At 40.5% G+C, this 16,374-nt stretch carries 11 protein-coding genes; 5 read left to right on the top strand and 6 right to left on the bottom strand.

All coding sequences use genetic code 11. The features are described 5' to 3' along the window. Positions 1-14: 14 nt before the first annotated feature. A complete protein-coding gene (locus tag CGC57_RS10070; protein ID WP_095899007.1) occupies positions 15-599 on the top strand; it encodes a DUF4112 domain-containing protein in 585 nt (194 codons plus the stop codon). A 97-nt stretch (positions 600-696) separates the two neighbouring features. Here CGC57_RS10070 and CGC57_RS10065 read toward each other — a convergent pair whose 3' ends face one another. The 5 genes from CGC57_RS10065 to CGC57_RS10045 all read right to left on the bottom strand — a co-directional run bounded on the left by CGC57_RS10065 (position 697) and on the right by CGC57_RS10045 (position 8,303). Continuing rightward, positions 697-1,965 (bottom strand): DUF2851 family protein, encoded by a 1,269-nt coding sequence (locus tag CGC57_RS10065; RefSeq protein WP_095899006.1) that lies wholly within the window; start codon positions 1,963-1,965, stop codon positions 697-699. Between the two features lie 81 nt (positions 1,966-2,046). Further along, positions 2,047-2,622: a phosphatase PAP2 family protein gene (locus CGC57_RS10060; protein ID WP_095899005.1), complete on the bottom strand. Its 576-nt coding sequence runs from the start codon at positions 2,620-2,622 to the stop codon at positions 2,047-2,049. Continuing rightward, positions 2,622-4,376 (bottom strand): DEAD/DEAH box helicase, encoded by a 1,755-nt coding sequence (locus CGC57_RS10055; RefSeq protein WP_095899004.1) that lies wholly within the window; start codon positions 4,374-4,376, stop codon positions 2,622-2,624. Before CGC57_RS10055 ends, CGC57_RS10060 begins: the two co-directional genes overlap by 1 nt. Positions 4,377-4,557: 181 nt before the next feature. Beyond that, entirely contained in the window at positions 4,558-7,920 is a 3,363-nt protein-coding gene (gene secA / locus CGC57_RS10050) for a preprotein translocase subunit SecA (protein ID WP_095899003.1), read from the bottom strand. A gap of 161 nt (positions 7,921-8,081) precedes the next feature. Next, complete coding sequence (locus CGC57_RS10045) at positions 8,082-8,303, bottom strand: DUF2795 domain-containing protein (protein ID WP_002673751.1); 222 nt, start codon at positions 8,301-8,303, stop codon at positions 8,082-8,084. A 276-nt stretch (positions 8,304-8,579) separates the two neighbouring features. On the opposite strand from CGC57_RS10045, the gene CGC57_RS10040 reads away from it, so the two are divergent. The 4 genes from CGC57_RS10040 (at position 8,580) to CGC57_RS10025 (ending at position 12,813) form a co-directional block, all read left to right on the top strand. Further along, entirely contained in the window at positions 8,580-9,830 is a 1,251-nt protein-coding gene (locus CGC57_RS10040) for a 3-phosphoshikimate 1-carboxyvinyltransferase (protein WP_095899002.1), read from the top strand. A 186-nt stretch (positions 9,831-10,016) separates the two neighbouring features. Next, positions 10,017-10,310 carry an HU family DNA-binding protein gene (locus tag CGC57_RS10035; RefSeq protein ID WP_040361328.1) on the top strand — a complete coding sequence of 98 codons (294 nt, stop codon included), beginning with the start codon at positions 10,017-10,019 and terminating at the stop codon, positions 10,308-10,310. A gap of 224 nt (positions 10,311-10,534) precedes the next feature. Then, positions 10,535-12,079 (top strand): Rne/Rng family ribonuclease, encoded by a 1,545-nt coding sequence (locus CGC57_RS10030; protein ID WP_095899001.1) that lies wholly within the window; start codon positions 10,535-10,537, stop codon positions 12,077-12,079. Between the two features lie 68 nt (positions 12,080-12,147). Continuing rightward, positions 12,148-12,813, top strand: coding sequence for a uroporphyrinogen-III synthase (locus CGC57_RS10025; RefSeq protein ID WP_095899000.1), 666 nt, complete (start codon positions 12,148-12,150; stop codon positions 12,811-12,813). A gap of 30 nt (positions 12,814-12,843) precedes the next feature. On the opposite strand, the gene CGC57_RS10020 is transcribed toward CGC57_RS10025, so the two are convergent. Further along, positions 12,844-16,359, bottom strand: coding sequence for an MMPL family transporter (locus CGC57_RS10020; protein ID WP_095898999.1), 3,516 nt, complete (start codon positions 16,357-16,359; stop codon positions 12,844-12,846). Between the last annotated feature and the right edge of the window lie 15 nt (positions 16,360-16,374).

Here is a 16,374-nt window from a genome sequence, read left to right as displayed (position 1 = left end):
ATTACCATATAAATATGAACACCAACAATCGAAGCTCAAGGAGAATACAACAAACACAAGAAAGCATTTCTCAGGAATTTGCTGATGTAACAAGAGCTATTCAACGAGAGGAGAAAAGAAGAAAAAAAAGAGAAGAATGGAAAAGGAGTATTGAGCAAAGTAATAGCTACCAAACAATAAAGTCTGTAAAAACACTAATGGATGACTATTATTTAGATCCTTTATTAGGACTAATACCTGTTGTAGGAGATATCTTACCACAGATATTCAATTTTTCTTTTTTCTACGTTTCCACTTTTAAAATTAAATCGTATGCCTTAACAGTGATTATTCTGCGTAATATCTTGATAGATATTTTAGTAGGAATTATTCCATATTTAGGTATTATACTTGATGTTTTTCATAAGTCCTATCAAAAGAATTTCAATTTAATTGTAGGTTTTGTTAATGATGACAAAAACATAATACGAGAAGTTAATCAGAAAGCGTTTTCAACTACTATATGGATAGCTATTATAGGAGTAGCTATTTATTATTTGACAGTATTTTTATGGTCTATAGTAATGGGCGTTTATCATTGGATCATAAATCTATTCTAAAAAGAACTATTTCTAAAAATAGTAGCAAAACGCCTCTTACAAGTACGATACAAATATAATTGATAACCAATTGTTTTTCAATTTATCAAAGTTTTTCTTACTTCCTCCCTAAAATTGAAATCCCTATAGCACAATCTAAACAGCGTTTGGATTGGCAATAATGTTTGTATTGTTGTAGAAGTACTTGGGTGTCAAAAGCAGTGGTAACAGAGACTCCTAATTGTTGGTATTGGGTGATAATGCTGTTGCTCTCAGCAGTCATTGTTTTGAGTTCTTCAATGAGAGATTCACTCACATCCTTGCCCAAACTTTGGTAATAGGCATATTTGAGTGGAATGAATACATTTATCCAAATAAGTGTGATGAGACTCGCACTAATAGGCTTTTTTACTTTTTTAGAAGTCTTTGTAAAAGTATAGTGGGTTTCCCAAAAGTCGGAGACTCCTACCGCAAAGAGTTTTTGGATACTTTTAAAATCATTCACTTCAAGGATTTGTGAAAACAAACCTTCATTTAGCTCGTATAGCTGTACGAGTTGCGAGAGTCGGATAGTAGGGAAACCTTGTGGACGCAAACCGGTGAAATGTATTTTTACTACGGGTGCAGAGAGGTTGTATTTCTGTTGTAGGTAGTGATAATTTTGCAAGAGTTCACGTGGGTAGGAGAGTTCAGTTTCTTCGAGGAGTAAGCCTGCTTGCCCCAATAGTAGTGCTTCTAAATGTAAGGGATGTGAACGCTCTTTGCGGATAATACTAAAATCGAGATGTTTGCCCAATTGCAGGAATGCTTCGCCGTTTACAGTACCTCCAAAAGACTTGAGAAGCATACAAAAAAGTACTTTCTCCCAATCGAAATTGGCAGCTTTCCACAACTCGTTTACCGCAGTGGCTTTTTCTTCTAAACGTTCTACTAATAGGCGCTCATTCCACGAAAGCAAAGTAATGGCAGGTATAGTGGTATATTCTTTTTCACAAGGAATAAACTGGTAGTGTGAGGTTACAGTGGTATTGTATCGCTCTAAGAGTTCGGGGGAGATAAGACCTTGGAGTTCTAAAGTGGGAATAGGCAGATTGTTAGCATCGAATACTTCTATATCGTGTTCCCAAACTACGTGCAGAATCACATTGCGATAAGCGGGATCACTCTCGTGACCGTGTACATACCAATGCGATGATTTGAGATGCATTTCTACATTACCTGCCCATTGCTGCTCACCTATAAGCAGTTGGGCACTTTGGAAATCGGGACCAGAAAGGGTATTGTAGTCGCCAAATGAGAGAATTTGCAAGCGCTCTCCCGTAGTAAGTACAGTGTTGAGAGGTACTTTTTTGTATTTCCATAGGTAGTGTAAGAAATCTTCTTTCATTTTGTTTAGGTAAGAGATAAGAGGTAAGAGGTAAGAAATAGTACCAGCTTATTTAATTAGTAAAGGTTGTAACAATGCAAATTATTCTCGAGTTGGGATTTTTAATCTTTTTTCTGTGTATAAAAAAAGTAAATAATAAAGGGTAGCTAAGAGTATACCGAAAATCCAACCTACAAGCACATCACCAGGAAAATGCACGCCTAAATAAATACGGCTATAACTCACAATCACCGACCAACAGAGCAGTAGAGTGAGAATATATCGGGCATTTTTTCTAAGCAAGTAACTAAAAAATACGGCGATTGCCATTGTATTGGCTGCGTGTGCTGAAAAGAACCCATACTTACCGCCACAAATTACCATTCGCATTTGCCCTATAAGACTCTCATCGTGACAAGGGCGCAGGCGCTGGAATCCGTATTTGAAAACATTTGCTAGCTGGTCGGTAGTGGTGATGATTATAGTAGTGAATACCAAGATGAGCAACACTCGTTTCCAATGGAAATACTTGAAACACAAGTATAACAAAAAAGCGTAGAGGGGGATAGACGAGAGTTCATTGGTGATTACTAACCAAAGGCTGTCAGCTTCGGGTGTTCCCCCACTATTGAGAAAACAGAGCAGTTGCTTATCCGTTTCTATAAGGTATTCTAACATTATTTGCGTTTTTTCTTCTTTTTAAAAGCCTGTTGAAGGGCTTCGGCGGTCTTTTGTTTGCGACTTTCTCTTTGTCCTTTTTTGCGACTTCTCCCCTCGTCGTTGCCGTGTTTTCTACCGTCATCATTTCCGCGTTTGCGTCCGCCGCGGTCTCTGCCAGCTCCTTTAGTAGAGAGCTCTACATTGATGAAGCGACCGTCCATTTGAAAATCGGTAAAGGTGCTCATCACCAAATCGGAAAGATCGGCATCGGTATTGAAGAAAGAGAAACTGTTCTTTACATCTACTTTGAAAACATCATCACGACCTAAATTAAGGGTTGCTTTGAGGAAATCTTTGAGCGATTTCCAGTCGTAGCCATCGCGTTCACCTATGTTGATGAAATAGCGCACTTCATCGCTATTACCCCCACTACGGCTTTCGCGCTCGTTCTCTACCGATAAGTTTTCGGCATTTTTATAATAATTGAAGAAACGCGTAAACTCTACTGAGAATATTTTTTTGATTAGTTCATCGCGATCTACATTTTTCAGTTCTTTATAGATAGCTGGCAAATAATCGTCGATAGCAGGGTTTACTTCTGTATTTTTGAGGTTGTTAGCCAAGTGATAGAGTTGTATCTCGCAGATTTCCATACCCGATGGCAATTGTTTCTGCTCAAAAGGTTGCCCTATCATCTTTTCGATAGTTTTAATTTTCTTCACCTCACTTTTTGGTAAAATTACCATCGAAATTCCTGATTTACCGGCACGACCTGTACGCCCACTGCGGTGGTTGTAGGTTTCTATTTCGTCGGGCAATTGGTAGTGAATTACGTGGGTGATATCGTCTACATCGATACCGCGGGCAGCGACATCGGTAGCAACGAGCATTTGTATTTGGCGTGCGCGGAAAGATTTCATTACCAAATCGCGCTGATTCTGACTCAAATCGCCGTGAAGAGCAGCGGCATTATAACCGTCTTCAATAAGTTTTTCGGCTACTGCCTGAGTATCGCGTTTGGTACGGCAAAACACTACCGAGAAGATATCGGGGTTGGCATCAGCGAGGCGTTTTAGGGCTTGGTATCTATGGCGACCGCTCACTATATAGTACTCGTGTTGCACGGTGTTAGTAGCCTGATTGCGAGTTCCTACTGTTATTTCGATAGGTTTACGCATAAACTTACGCGCTATCTTAGCCACCTCGTTAGGCATAGTAGCCGAAAAGAGCCAAGTGCTTTTTTCTTGAGGGGTATGCGAGAGAATAGCGGTAATATCTTCATAGAAGCCCATATTGAGCATTTCGTCGGCTTCGTCCAGTACACAATAGTTGATATGACTGATATCTACGAAGTTACGGCGTATCATATCTTGCATACGTCCAGGAGTAGCCACGATAATTTGTGCGCCTTTTTTGAGGCTACGCGCTTGTTCCTCAATACTTGCGCCGCCATATACCGCCACTACGTTCACCTTAGGGAGGTACTTAGCATAATTGCGGAGCTCGGAAGCGATTTGCAAGCAGAGTTCGCGTGTAGGTGAAAGGATAAGACCTTGAGTTACACGGCTATCAGTATCGATAAGTTGGAGGAGAGGAAAGCCGAAAGCGGCTGTTTTACCAGTACCCGTTTGGGCTAAAGCTACCATATCAGCACCATTCGCCAAAAGAGTAGGGATGGCTTTTTGCTGAATTTCAGAAGGGATTTCAAAGCCCATATCGCTGATGGCTTTGAGGATAGGTTCATCAAGACCTAATTGTTCAAATAAATTCATTAATACAATTTGTAAATTAGCAAATTTGCCAATTTGCTAATGTATTTCAAGGCGCAAAGGTACAACAATATTTTCAATTGACAATTGATAATTGGCAATTAAGAAAAAAACTTTGCCAAAGGTCTTAGCACAAGAGGCTTTTAAGAACTTTGGCAAAGTGTAATGTTGATGTTTATTTTAATTATTTATTAGGCACTAATATCCACTCTCCGCTTTCTACTAGTGGTTCTGCTTGTTTGAACTTGAGTTCTTTGCGTTCACCGGTGCGGATGTTTTGGATTACTACCTTGTCGTTACGACCAATTTTAGGTTGTTGGCGTACGATGGTTTCTACTACCGAACGGCGCTGTGAGGCTTGTTGTCCTACTTCACGGGCGCGCTGTGCCATCTCATCGCTATTAAGAGTTTCTTCCTTATTGGTTTGGTAGTTCTCACGGGTGCGTTGTGGCGCGTGGGCTTCCTGCACTGGTGGATTTTGAGTAGGCAATTCGGCTTTGAATAAGAAAGAGATAATCTCTTTGTTTACCTTATCGAGCATTGATTTGAACAACTGATAAGCTTCAAACTTATAGATGAGTAGCGGGTCTTTTTGTTCGTGTACCGCTAATTGCACTGATTGTTTGAGCTCGTCCATACGGCGAAGGTGTGTTTTCCACTCCTCATCGATGATACCCAAAGTGATGTTCTTTTCAAAATCACTTACGAGTTTCTTACCTTGGGTTTCGTACGCCTCTTTAAGGTCGGTTACGATGTTGAGCATCTTTTCGCCATCGGTGAAAGGCACAACAATACGCTCATAAGTATTATTAGGATTTTCGTATACGTCTTTAATCACTGGGAAGGCTTGAGCGGCACTGCGTTCAGCTTTTTCCTGATAGTGTTTGAGCACTTCGTGATACAAGGTGAAAGTAAGATCGTTTACTGACTGTTTAGCAAATTCGGCTTCTGAAATCTTTGTTTTCAGTGAGAAATATTTGATGAGCTCGAAAGTGAAATTCTTGTAGTTATTACCACCTTTATTGTTCTCTACTATATTCTCGCAAGTATCGAATATCATATTTGCCAAATCCACTTTTAGGCGTTCACCTTCAAGAGCGTGGCGGCGGCGTTTATAAATTTGCTTGCGTTGTGCGTTCATCACATCGTCGTACTCCAACAGACGTTTACGCATACCGAAGTTGTTTTCTTCTACCTTTTTCTGAGCTGCCTCGATGCGTTTGGTCATCATAGAGTGCTGAATTACATCACCTTCTTTGTGACCTAAGCTATCCATTAGTCGGGCGATACGTTCAGAACCAAAGAGGCGCATTAGGTTATCTTCGAGAGAAACGAAGAAGAGTGAGCTACCAGGGTCACCTTGACGACCAGAACGACCGCGCAACTGACGATCGACACGGCGAGAGTCGTGGCGTTCGGTACCTATAATTGCCAAACCTCCTGCTGCTTTTACTTCGGGGGTTAGCTTGATGTCGGTACCACGTCCCGCCATATTGGTTGCGATGGTTACCACACCACTATGTCCGGCTTCAGCTACGATTTCAGCTTCTTTTTTATGCAATTTCGCGTTCAACACATTGTGTTTTACCTTGCGCATTGTAAGCATACGGCTGAGGAGTTCGGATACTTCCACCGAAGTAGTACCAATCAACACTGGGCGACCTGCTTCGGATAGTTTTACTACCTCATCAATCACAGCGTTGTATTTCTCGCGTTTGGTTTTGTAGATAAGGTCGTTATGGTCTTTGCGAGCGATAGGGCGGTTGGTAGGAATTTCCATTACATCGAGTTTATAGATTTCCCAGAACTCACCCGCTTCGGTGATAGCTGTACCCGTCATACCTGCTAACTTGCTGTACATACGGAAGTAGTTTTGCAAGGTAATAGTCGCATAGGTTTGGGTAGCAGCCTCAATTTTCACATTCTCTTTGGCTTCAATTGCTTGGTGCAAACCATCGGAATAACGACGACCGTCCATAATACGACCTGTTTGTTCATCTACGATGAGCACTTTGTTATCAATTACTACATACTCTACATCTTTTTCAAAGAGAGTGTAGGCTTTGAGCAATTGGTTAAGGGTGTGAATACGTTCGCTTTTTACGCTAAAATCTTGGAATAATTTATCTTTTAGTTTAGCTTCTTCTTCAATAGGAAGACCTTGGTTCTCGATATTGGCAATTTCTACCCCAATATCAGGTAAAACGAAGAAATCTTTATCGCCATCGTAGGCAATATCGGCAAACCCTTTATCGGTAAGCTCGATTTGGTTGTTTTTCTCATCAATCACGAAGTACAATTCGGCATCTACCTTTGGCATTTCGCGATTGTTATCCTGCATATAGTAATTTTCAGTTTTTTGGAGGAGTTGTTTTACCCCTTCTTCACTGAGGAACTTGATAAGTGCTTTGTTTTTAGGTAACCCACGATACACGCGCAAGAGTTGGAATCCACCTTCTTTGGTATCACCTTCGGCGATGAGTTTGCGGGCATCGGCTAATACTTTGGTAAGGTAAGTACGCTGTTTGTTTACCAAATCTTCTACCAAAGGTTTCAGTTCGTTGAACTCGTGCAATTCGCCTTTAGGGGTAGGACCTGAGATGATGAGCGGCGTACGAGCATCGTCTATCAATACTGAATCGACCTCATCGACAATAGCATAATTATGAGCGCGTTGCACCAAATCTTCGGGGGTGTGCGCCATATTGTCGCGTAGGTAGTCGAAACCAAATTCGTTGTTAGTTCCGTAGGTAATGTCGGCATTGTAAGCACGACGACGCGCTTCGGAGTTAGGTTGGTGGTTGTCGATACAATCCACACGTAAACCGTGGAACTCAAATAAAGGTCCCATCCACGCACTATCTCGGCGTGCCAAATAGTCGTTCACGGTTACCAGATGCACCCCATTCCCCGTTAGGGCATTGAGGTAGACAGGCAAGGTAGCCACAAGAGTTTTACCTTCCCCTGTTTGCATTTCGGCAATCTTACCTTGGTGAAGGGCAATACCTCCAATAAGCTGTACATCGTAGTGTACCATATCCCAAGTAACATCTTTACCAGCGGCGTCCCAGTGGTTTTTCCACACGGCTTTATCACCCTCGATAGTTACATAGTCGTGGGTAGCAGATAGTTCGCGGTCGTGCTCGGTAGCTGTTACGGTAATCGTTTCATTATTAGCAAAACGGCGGGTAGTTTCCTTCATCGTTGCGAAGGCTTCGGGAAGAATTTCGTTCAATGCCTTTTCTGAGGCTTGATAGGCTTCACCATTGAGTTTATCTACTTCAGCATAGAGGTCTTCTTTAGCATCGATATCGTCGGTAGCATTTGCTTGGGCTTCGAGTTCGGCTATTTTATTATCGAACTGAGCACGAGCGTCTTTTATTCTTTGCTTAAATTCAATAGTTTTTGCGCGCAACTCATCGTTAGAGATATTTTCTAACTGAGAGGCGTAAGTTTTTATTTTCTCAACGATAGGTTGGATAGCTTTTAGGTCGTTTTTGGCTTTATCGCCAACAAAAATTTTAATAAGGGAGTTTATAATACTCATATAGTGAGGATTTTTTTATAATATAATTATTCTAAAATTCATACCACAATTTTGTCAATAAACATACCAAACTGACAACAACTGACAAATTGTCACGGCATAATTGATTGATTAACAAATTTGCAAATTAAAAAAAGTCTCTTTGGAGAGACTTTTATTTTTTAGTATTCATCTTCATTCCATAGGTAGTCTTCTTCCGACGGATAATCAGGCCAGATTTCGTCGATAGATTCATACATATCACCTTCATCTTCTATTTCTTGAAGGTTTTCCACCACTTCCATAGGAGCGCCTGTACGGATAGCATAATCAATAAGCTCGTCTTTGGTAGCAGGCCAAGGAGCATCACTTAAATAAGATGCGAGTTCTAACGTCCAATACATAAACTAATAGAATTTTATAAATTTCGCGCAAAAGTAATATATTTTATTGAATGTGCAAATTTTTGTCTATTTTATTTTTAAATAGAGAGTTATTATCATGAGGGTGAGTGTAATGAATAGAGCTACTAAAAGATACAAATATCTGACCAATTAGCAGGAAATAAACTTTTTGTACGCGGTGTTTGCAGTGGGCGTTTGTAAAACGCCCCCACATATTTGTTAATTTGCTAATTTGTTAATTATCGCGTATCTTTGCGGTTGTTAAACAGTTATGCAATGAACATCACTCTGCCTTTATCGCAACTTGTTTCAGGGAAAACGTTACAGCTCTCGGGCTCTAAATCGGAGAGCAATAGAGCGCTTTTGCTACAAGCATTCTTCCCTGAATTACAGATAAAAAACCTCTCTACTGCCGATGATACACTTCTCTTACAGCGTGCGTTACAATCCGAAGAGGTAACTATCGATATTCACCACGCAGGTACAGCAATGCGCTTTCTCACAGCTTATTTTGCTACCCAAGTAGGGCGAGAGGTATTGCTCACTGGCTCAGCAAGGATGAAAGAGCGCCCCATTCACTTATTAGTGGAAGCATTACAGCGTTTAGGGGCTAATATTCGCTATGAAGAACGCGCAGGATTTCCGCCCTTATATATTAAAGGTGTTAGACTTAACGAAAAAGAAGTACGTATTCGCGGCGATGTGAGCAGTCAGTTTCTTTCTGCCTTATTGCTTATCGCCCCTTCATTACCAAATGGACTTACGCTGATTTTGGAGGGTAAACTCACCTCTATGCCTTATCTGAAAATGACCGTGAGTTTCCTGCAATACTGTTTGGGTGAAGAAGTTGTACAATGGGAAGGCAACGTGCTGAAAGTAGCTTCACATATAAATAGAGCTTTAAAAAACAATATATGGGAGGTAGAATCGGACTGGTCGTCGGCTTCGTATTGGTTTTCGTTTGTAGCACTCTCGCCCATAGGCACACAGCTCACACTCACACACTTCAAAGAAGATAGTTTGCAGGGTGATAGCGCATTACCACAACTCTATAAACATTTTGGCGTAAGCACTACTTTTAAAGGTAGTACAATGCACATTGAAAAAACTGCCCTCCCCTACTCTACCCGTTTAGAACTTCAGCTAAACGATACCCCCGACATCGCACAAACTATAGCTGTTACAGCTTTAGGATTGGGATTAGAGGCACACCTCAGCGGATTGCACACACTCAAAATTAAAGAAACCGACCGACTGCAAGCATTACAAACCGAAATGACAAAACTCGGTGCGACAGTGAACATCACTGATGAGAGTTTGCATTTAGCCTCTTGCAACCACCTGTGTGAGGGAGTGCCTATTGCCACTTATAACGACCATCGTATGGCAATGGCTTTTGCTCCGTTGATGCTCAAAACTCCTATAGTGATAGAGAACAAAGAGGTGGTAAGCAAATCGTATCCAGAGTTTTGGGAGCAGGTGGAACAGGTGTCAGGTATCAGGTTTCAGGGAACAGATAAGAGGTAAGAGATAAGAGTTAAGGGCATTAGAAAAATATAAATAATTGATAGTTAGGATATTAGTTTGTTTTTAAAAGAGAATAGAAAAATAAATACTAATTTTTTTAATGTAACATAGTGTTTATTAAAGATTTAATTTGTATCTTTGCCGCCTGAAAAGAAAAAAGAATATTCATACAAAAACATATTAAAGATGACAAAAGCAGAAATTGTATCAAAGATTTCCGACAAATTGGGTCTTGACAGAAACGACGTACAACTTACCGTTGAGAACTTTATGGATGAGGTGATTAACTCATTAGAAAGTGGACAAAATGTATATTTGAGAGGTTTTGGTAGCTTCATTATCAAAACAAGAGCTGAAAAAACAGGTCGCAACATCTCAAAAAATACTACTATCAAAATTCCTGCACACAACATTCCTGCCTTTAAGCCAGCAAAAGTATTTGTAGAAGGGGTGAAAGCAAAAGTGAAAGTTAAAAAGTAATACCCCCGTATTAGTTTAAGTAACTGAATAATTAACACATAAAATAATAAAGTTATGCCAAGCGGAAAAAAAAGAAAAAGACATAAAGTGGCTAACCACAAACGCAAAAAAAGAGCGAGAGCTAATCGTCACAAAAAGAAAAAGTAGTGTAATACTACTTTTTCTTTTTAACAGACAAAACGTACCTTGATTTATTAATTTTTAACTAAAAAAAATCCAACAAAGTGGACAAAGAATTAATTATTCGTTCTGGTTCCTCTTACGTAGATTTTGCTTTGCTCAGAGATGGTAGGCTCATAGAACTTCACAAAGAAGAAGATGCCAATGGATTGGGAGTAGGTGATATAATGCTAGCCAAAGTGCGCAAACCTATACAAGGGCTGAATGCAGCTTTTGTGAATGTAGGGCACGAAAAGGACGCTTTTTTGCATTATCACGACTTGGGACCTCAATTGGCTTCCTTACAGAAGTTTCTCAAATGGGTACTCTCGGGAAAACTAAAAGACTTTTCACTAAAAGATTTCCCCTTAGAACCAGATATCAACAAAAATGGTTCGATAGCCGATACTCTCAAGCCTAACCAGCCTATATTAGTGCAGATAGTGAAAGAACCTATCTCAACTAAAGGACCACGCATCAGCTCTGAACTTTCTATCGCGGGGCGCTACCTCGTGCTGGTGCCTTTCTCCGACCGCATTTCTATCTCGCAAAAAATAGAAGGTAAAGCCGAGAAAGAACGGTTGAGAAAACTCTTGCAAGGCATTAAACCTAAAGGTTTTGGCGTAATTGTACGCACTGTAGCCGAAGGTAAAAAAGTAGCGGAACTAGACAAAGATCTGCAAGGTCTCTTCAATCGTTGGGTTTTGATGTGTAGAAAAATACAAAAAGCGGTTTACCCCTCTAAGGTAATGAGTGAAGTGAGCAAAACAGGTGCTATACTTCGCGATATGTTCAACGACACGTTTACGGGTATACACGTGGATAACGAGCATCTCTACGAACAAATAAAGAAATATGTACAAGAGATTGCTCCTGAAAAAGAAAACATCGTAAAACTCTACCATTCATCAGTGCCGATATTTGAGAAGTTCCACATAGAACGCCAAATAAAAACGGCTTTTGGTCGTACTGTATCGATGCCTAAAGGAGCTTATCTAGTGATAGAACACACCGAAGCTCTACACGTGATAGATGTGAACAGTGGTAACCATTCTAACAAGAACAACGACCAAGAATCCACTGCACTATCCGTAAATCTCATCGCTGCTACCGAAATCGCACGACAATTGCGATTGCGCGATATGGGAGGTATTATCGTTGTAGATTTCATCGATATGGGCAATAGTGAAAACCGCCGTATCCTATTTGACCACTTGCGCAATGAAATGGCTGAAGACCGCGCCAAACACAAGATATTGCCTCCGAGCAAGTTTGGCTTGATACAAATCACTCGCCAACGCGTTCGACAAGAACTCAACATCAAAACAAAAGAAGAGAACCCAAGCAAAGAAGGCGAAATAGAAGCGCCTATCGTTCTGGTTGATAAAATCAACATAGAACTTGAAAGCATTATTAAGGAGGACGCCTATAAAGGACGCATTGTGCTGAACGCTCACCCTTTTATAGCGGCTTATTTAACCAAAGGGCTCTTTAGCTCTATCCGTTTTAAATGGTTTTTGAAATACAAACGATGGATAAAAATCCTACCTCGCGATGCCTATAGTTACTTAGAGTATCGATTCAAAACCAGTGAAGGTACCCCTCTTTAACATTACCAAACTCGGCGCTTGTGCGCCGAGTTTTCTATTTTAGATAACAGGTAACAGTCCTTATAAAAATGAAAACCATTGTCTCTACAAAAATATTAACCGAAACACAGAAGTCTGTGCTTTCAGGACTCGATATGCAGCTGATTGAACACAATTTTGTAAGTGTAAATTTGCTACCAATAAAACTCACTCTTCCTTATAATCTGTTAATCTTCACAAGCCAAAATGCGGTGAGGAGTGTATTGCAGCATCCTTTGGCTACTGCCTTAAAAAATAGTATTGTGTTATGTGTAGGCGAACGCACTGCACAACTACTTGAAAAAAGCGGTTTTACGGTGCGTTGCTCTTTTGATTACGCTACCGATTTAACGAAATATCTTTCAGCTAATTTAAAAGAATTTGAAAAAATGCATCGCATTGCTTTTTTTGCGGGCACACAGCGATTGGAAACGCTCCCACAATTCTTTGCTAAGCACTTGCCTAATGTAGAAGAAATTACCGCTTATCAAACAGAACTAACACCTATCACTATTCACAAAAGAGTAGATGGCATACTATTTTTCAGTCCGTCGGGGGTGGAGAGTTATCACTCGTGTAATCCTGCAGGCGAAGAAAAAGCGTTTTGCATAGGGGATACTACTGCCGAAGCTGCCCAACGCTATTGGAAAGAAGTGGTAGTTGCTGAAAAACCAACTATTGACAGTGTGCTGGCTCAGGTAATAGATATAAGGTAAGAGGTAAAAAAATAATGTAAAACACCCAAACTAAGCTGTTTCTCTACCTTTAATTACTACATCAAAATCTTTTCCTTCTGGACGTTCTTTTACGTATTGTATTTTGCGAATTTTAGTGAGGTAACTATGCTGTGCGATGGCGCGCTTCTCGTCATCGGTGATGACGGATACAATTTCGCGCTCGGGATAGGTGAGCAATAGCAAGAAATCTAACTGACCATAATCATCGGCGATATGCAAGATACGCGCTTTTTCGGGTAGTGAATGCACGAGCTCGTGATAGTGTTCGCGATGCTGCTGGTAATCTTCTTTGACAGCACACACTACATAATTTTCCTTGTATAAATAGTTTAAAAACAGTTTCTTCTTTAAGTAATCCACTCCTTCCAATCGTTTGCGTAAAGTGAGGAATTGCTGGCGGTAGAAAGCACCTATCTGTTTGGCTTTTTCGCGTGGAGTGTTGCCAAAACGCTCATCATCAGGTGTTATAGGGTCGCCAACTACTACCGTAATAGCACCATCGTAGATAATCACATCTCCTTTGGGTTGTACCTCCGAACAACCGTGAATATACACGGGCACGAGAGGCGTTTGGAAATGTTCGGCTATTAGAAAAGCACCTTTGTAAAAACGGTGTATTTGGTTACTTTCGGAACGTTTGCCTTCTGGGAAAATCATTACTGAAATACCATTCTTCAAATTCTTTTCAAATAAGGGCATTCCTTTTTCTATGCCTTCAGAAACAGGAAAAAAGCCCATTGACTGCACATAACGTCCAAATACTACCGATTTATACACCCAATCATTTACCATATAGCTGACGCGATGTGTGAAAAGCCCTATTGCCAAAGTATCGAGCCACGAGGTATGATTAGAAATTACTACCGAAGGGGTTGTAAGCTGTATATGGTGTGGATTCTCTACTTTTTTGCGCACAAAAGGATTGGCATAAAGCACCGAAGTAGTGAGCGAAGCTGCTAAACGTCTGAGCCACATAGTGCGTTTAGGAGTAAGTTTGGCAAGTAGCCAACCTATATTGGAGAGAATAATAGACGATAGTGCATAATAGGTAGTTAGCAGTATGGATTGCAGCAAAAGACGCAAACTCACCGGAGAACGCCCATTATCAGGACGACGGAAGATACAAAACTTAAATATCGTAGGGTAAAATACAAAAGTTATTGCCAAAGCAGTGAAAATACCTATCACCGATACCGATGCAATTGACTTTAAGGCGGGATGTTTGGCAAAAATAAGCGTACCGATAGCTAAAAAGGTAGTAATAGACGCCAAAAGTACTGATACTTTGTACACGGGAAGTTCATTTTTACCATCGGTATAGTCTTTTTGTAGCGCACAAGTCATAAAAATACTAAAATCTACCGAATGTCCTAATACCAAAGTGCAGACAATCATACTAAACACATTGAACTCTATGCCAAAAAAGTTCATCAGAGCAGATGTAACTACCCCTGTAACTCCAATAGGAATAAGAGTGAGTAACACCAACTCTATTCGCTTGAAAAACAAGAGCAGTATAAGGAAAATAGCGATAGACGAATAGTTTACTAACAGCAATATATCGTCTTTGAGTTTGCCTAAAAACGTTTCACTTAGGTTCTTACGGTCGATAACAACAGTAGGCGTATGTTTTTCTACTGAATGAATAAAAGAGTCTCGCTCGGCAACAGTGAGCTTTACGAGATTGGCAATGGTATAAAAACCTTCTTTTTCGGTAATAAAATCTTCTAACGGAATAGCTGAAAGGGCTTTATAAGCATCAAGGTTTTTTATAACTTCAAAATCACCAGCTATACTTTGGTAGAAAGGTGCGTAAGTTTCTTCTTTAAAACCAACCTCATTTCCTCTTTCTATCAGTTGTTGTTTTAGAAATTGCTGTCTTTCAGCATTCCAAAAATCTTTCCATCGTTGTAAACGCGCTTCTTGTTCTTTTTTAGGCAATACAATCCCCCCAATAGAACTGAATTGTTTGATACTATCGTGTGCTTTATAACTTTGCAACTGCTGATATAGTGTATAATTGCGCTCTAAGGCTTCCTCTAACGAATTGCCATAAGCAGCGGCATAGAGTGATTTGTATTCGCTATCAGTGATGTTTTCTAATTGATGTTCAGCTGCTTTATAACGTTCGTTGATATAGTTGATATTGGCAATATCGCCATTGAAACGGACATTATGAAAAGTAAAGCAACTCAACACTATCAGCAATAAGCAAGCTCCAACTACCCATTTGTTGTGATGAAATGGATAAGCCCCTATGCGGTCTAAAAAGGTTTTGCGCACCTCGATAGTGCGATTGCCACGGTAGAAATGAGGCACGAGCACCAATGACAATATGGCTGATACCATTATGCCTACGAAAGCAAACACGCCTAAATCTTGCATCACCTCAGAATGCACAAAGAGCAAGCAGAGGAATGAAATGGCAGTAGTGATACTACTGAGCAAGATAGGCACGGTTACAGCACGGTACAACTCGGCGGTGTTTTTAGCTACCTTGTAATGGGTAAGAATATGCAGTGAATAATCGATTGTAACTCCCAAGAGTACCGCTCCTAAACTGATAGAAATTGCTGAAATACTGCCTTTGAGCACATAGAGTGTTGCCAAAGCAGAGAGCACCCCAAAAGCTGAAGGGATAAACGCAATAAATGGGATATAGACACTTCGATAAAAAAAGACAAGTAATAAATAAAGTACTGATAGTGAAATGAGTACCGTGGTGAGAATATCAGTTTTGATTTGAGAAGCATTGCTCACCGAGATAAAGGGAGCCCCAAAGAAATCTACACGCACTTTCCCTTGATACTGGGCGTTGAGATGGTCTTGCAACTTATCTAAACTTGCGACAAAAGCGGCATTGTGCTCGCTGTCGTTGCCATCGTATTTGGGGTTGATAAAGAAGAGGATATGCTGCTCGTCATTAGTAGTGAGAAAACCATTGGCAATCTTAAAATCGTTGCCTGTATTCAGTTCTTGAAGTTTGCGCAAACCGCGAAAAGTGAGACCAAAGGGGTCTTTGCGAATAAACTGTTGTGCCACCATACCCGCAGGCGTGAGCATCGTTTTGTACTGACTCTCCACCATTGATTTGAGACTATCGGGGGCTAAACGGCGTTCTAAATAGGCGTAATCGTCATCGTTTAGAAAAAGAGGTAGGTGATCGTTTACAAACTGCCAAGTCTCATCGATTTCTTCCTCGTTTATAACCCCCTGAATACTGGTGATATACTTCGTCATAGAAGCATTGAGCGTATCGCGCAAAGTTTCGGCAACTGCCTGCATATCAGTAATTGTTCCACCTTTTTCGGCTGTTACCATTACCGAGATTTTATCGGCGAAGTTGAGTTGCTTGAGTACCTTGGATGTGAGGTTTGTTTTATCGTTTTGAGGGAGTACTTTGGTGATATCCTCTTCAAACCGCAACTGACTCAAGCCATAAATGGCAATGAGCGCCCAAGCGGTAAAGAATGAGAAGGTTGTGAGTTTATGAGTGGTGATATATTGGTAAATTCTGTTTAACATATTGGCAAAGTTTGC

This window comes from Capnocytophaga sputigena, assembly GCF_002302495.1.
Lineage (GTDB): Bacteria > Bacteroidota > Bacteroidia > Flavobacteriales > Flavobacteriaceae > Capnocytophaga > Capnocytophaga sputigena.
The sequence above is the reverse complement of the archived record's forward strand: the minus strand, read 5'-3'. Positions and strand labels throughout refer to the sequence as shown.

Coding starts and splice junctions, on each gene's coding strand:
- CGC57_RS10070 (WP_095899007.1), top strand. CDS start 15: ATGAACACCAACAATCGAAGCTCAAGGAGAATACAACAAACACAAGAA.
- CGC57_RS10065 (WP_095899006.1), bottom strand. CDS start 1,965: ATGAAAGAAGATTTCTTACACTACCTATGGAAATACAAAAAAGTACCT.
- CGC57_RS10060 (WP_095899005.1), bottom strand. CDS start 2,622: ATGTTAGAATACCTTATAGAAACGGATAAGCAACTGCTCTGTTTTCTC.
- CGC57_RS10055 (WP_095899004.1), bottom strand. CDS start 4,376: ATGAATTTATTTGAACAATTAGGTCTTGATGAACCTATCCTCAAAGCC.
- secA (WP_095899003.1), bottom strand. CDS start 7,920: ATGAGTATTATAAACTCCCTTATTAAAATTTTTGTTGGCGATAAAGCC.
- CGC57_RS10045 (WP_002673751.1), bottom strand. CDS start 8,303: ATGTATTGGACGTTAGAACTCGCATCTTATTTAAGTGATGCTCCTTGG.
- CGC57_RS10040 (WP_095899002.1), top strand. CDS start 8,580: ATGAACATCACTCTGCCTTTATCGCAACTTGTTTCAGGGAAAACGTTA.
- CGC57_RS10035 (WP_040361328.1), top strand. CDS start 10,017: ATGACAAAAGCAGAAATTGTATCAAAGATTTCCGACAAATTGGGTCTT.
- CGC57_RS10025 (WP_095899000.1), top strand. CDS start 12,148: ATGAAAACCATTGTCTCTACAAAAATATTAACCGAAACACAGAAGTCT.
- CGC57_RS10020 (WP_095898999.1), bottom strand. CDS start 16,359: ATGTTAAACAGAATTTACCAATATATCACCACTCATAAACTCACAACC.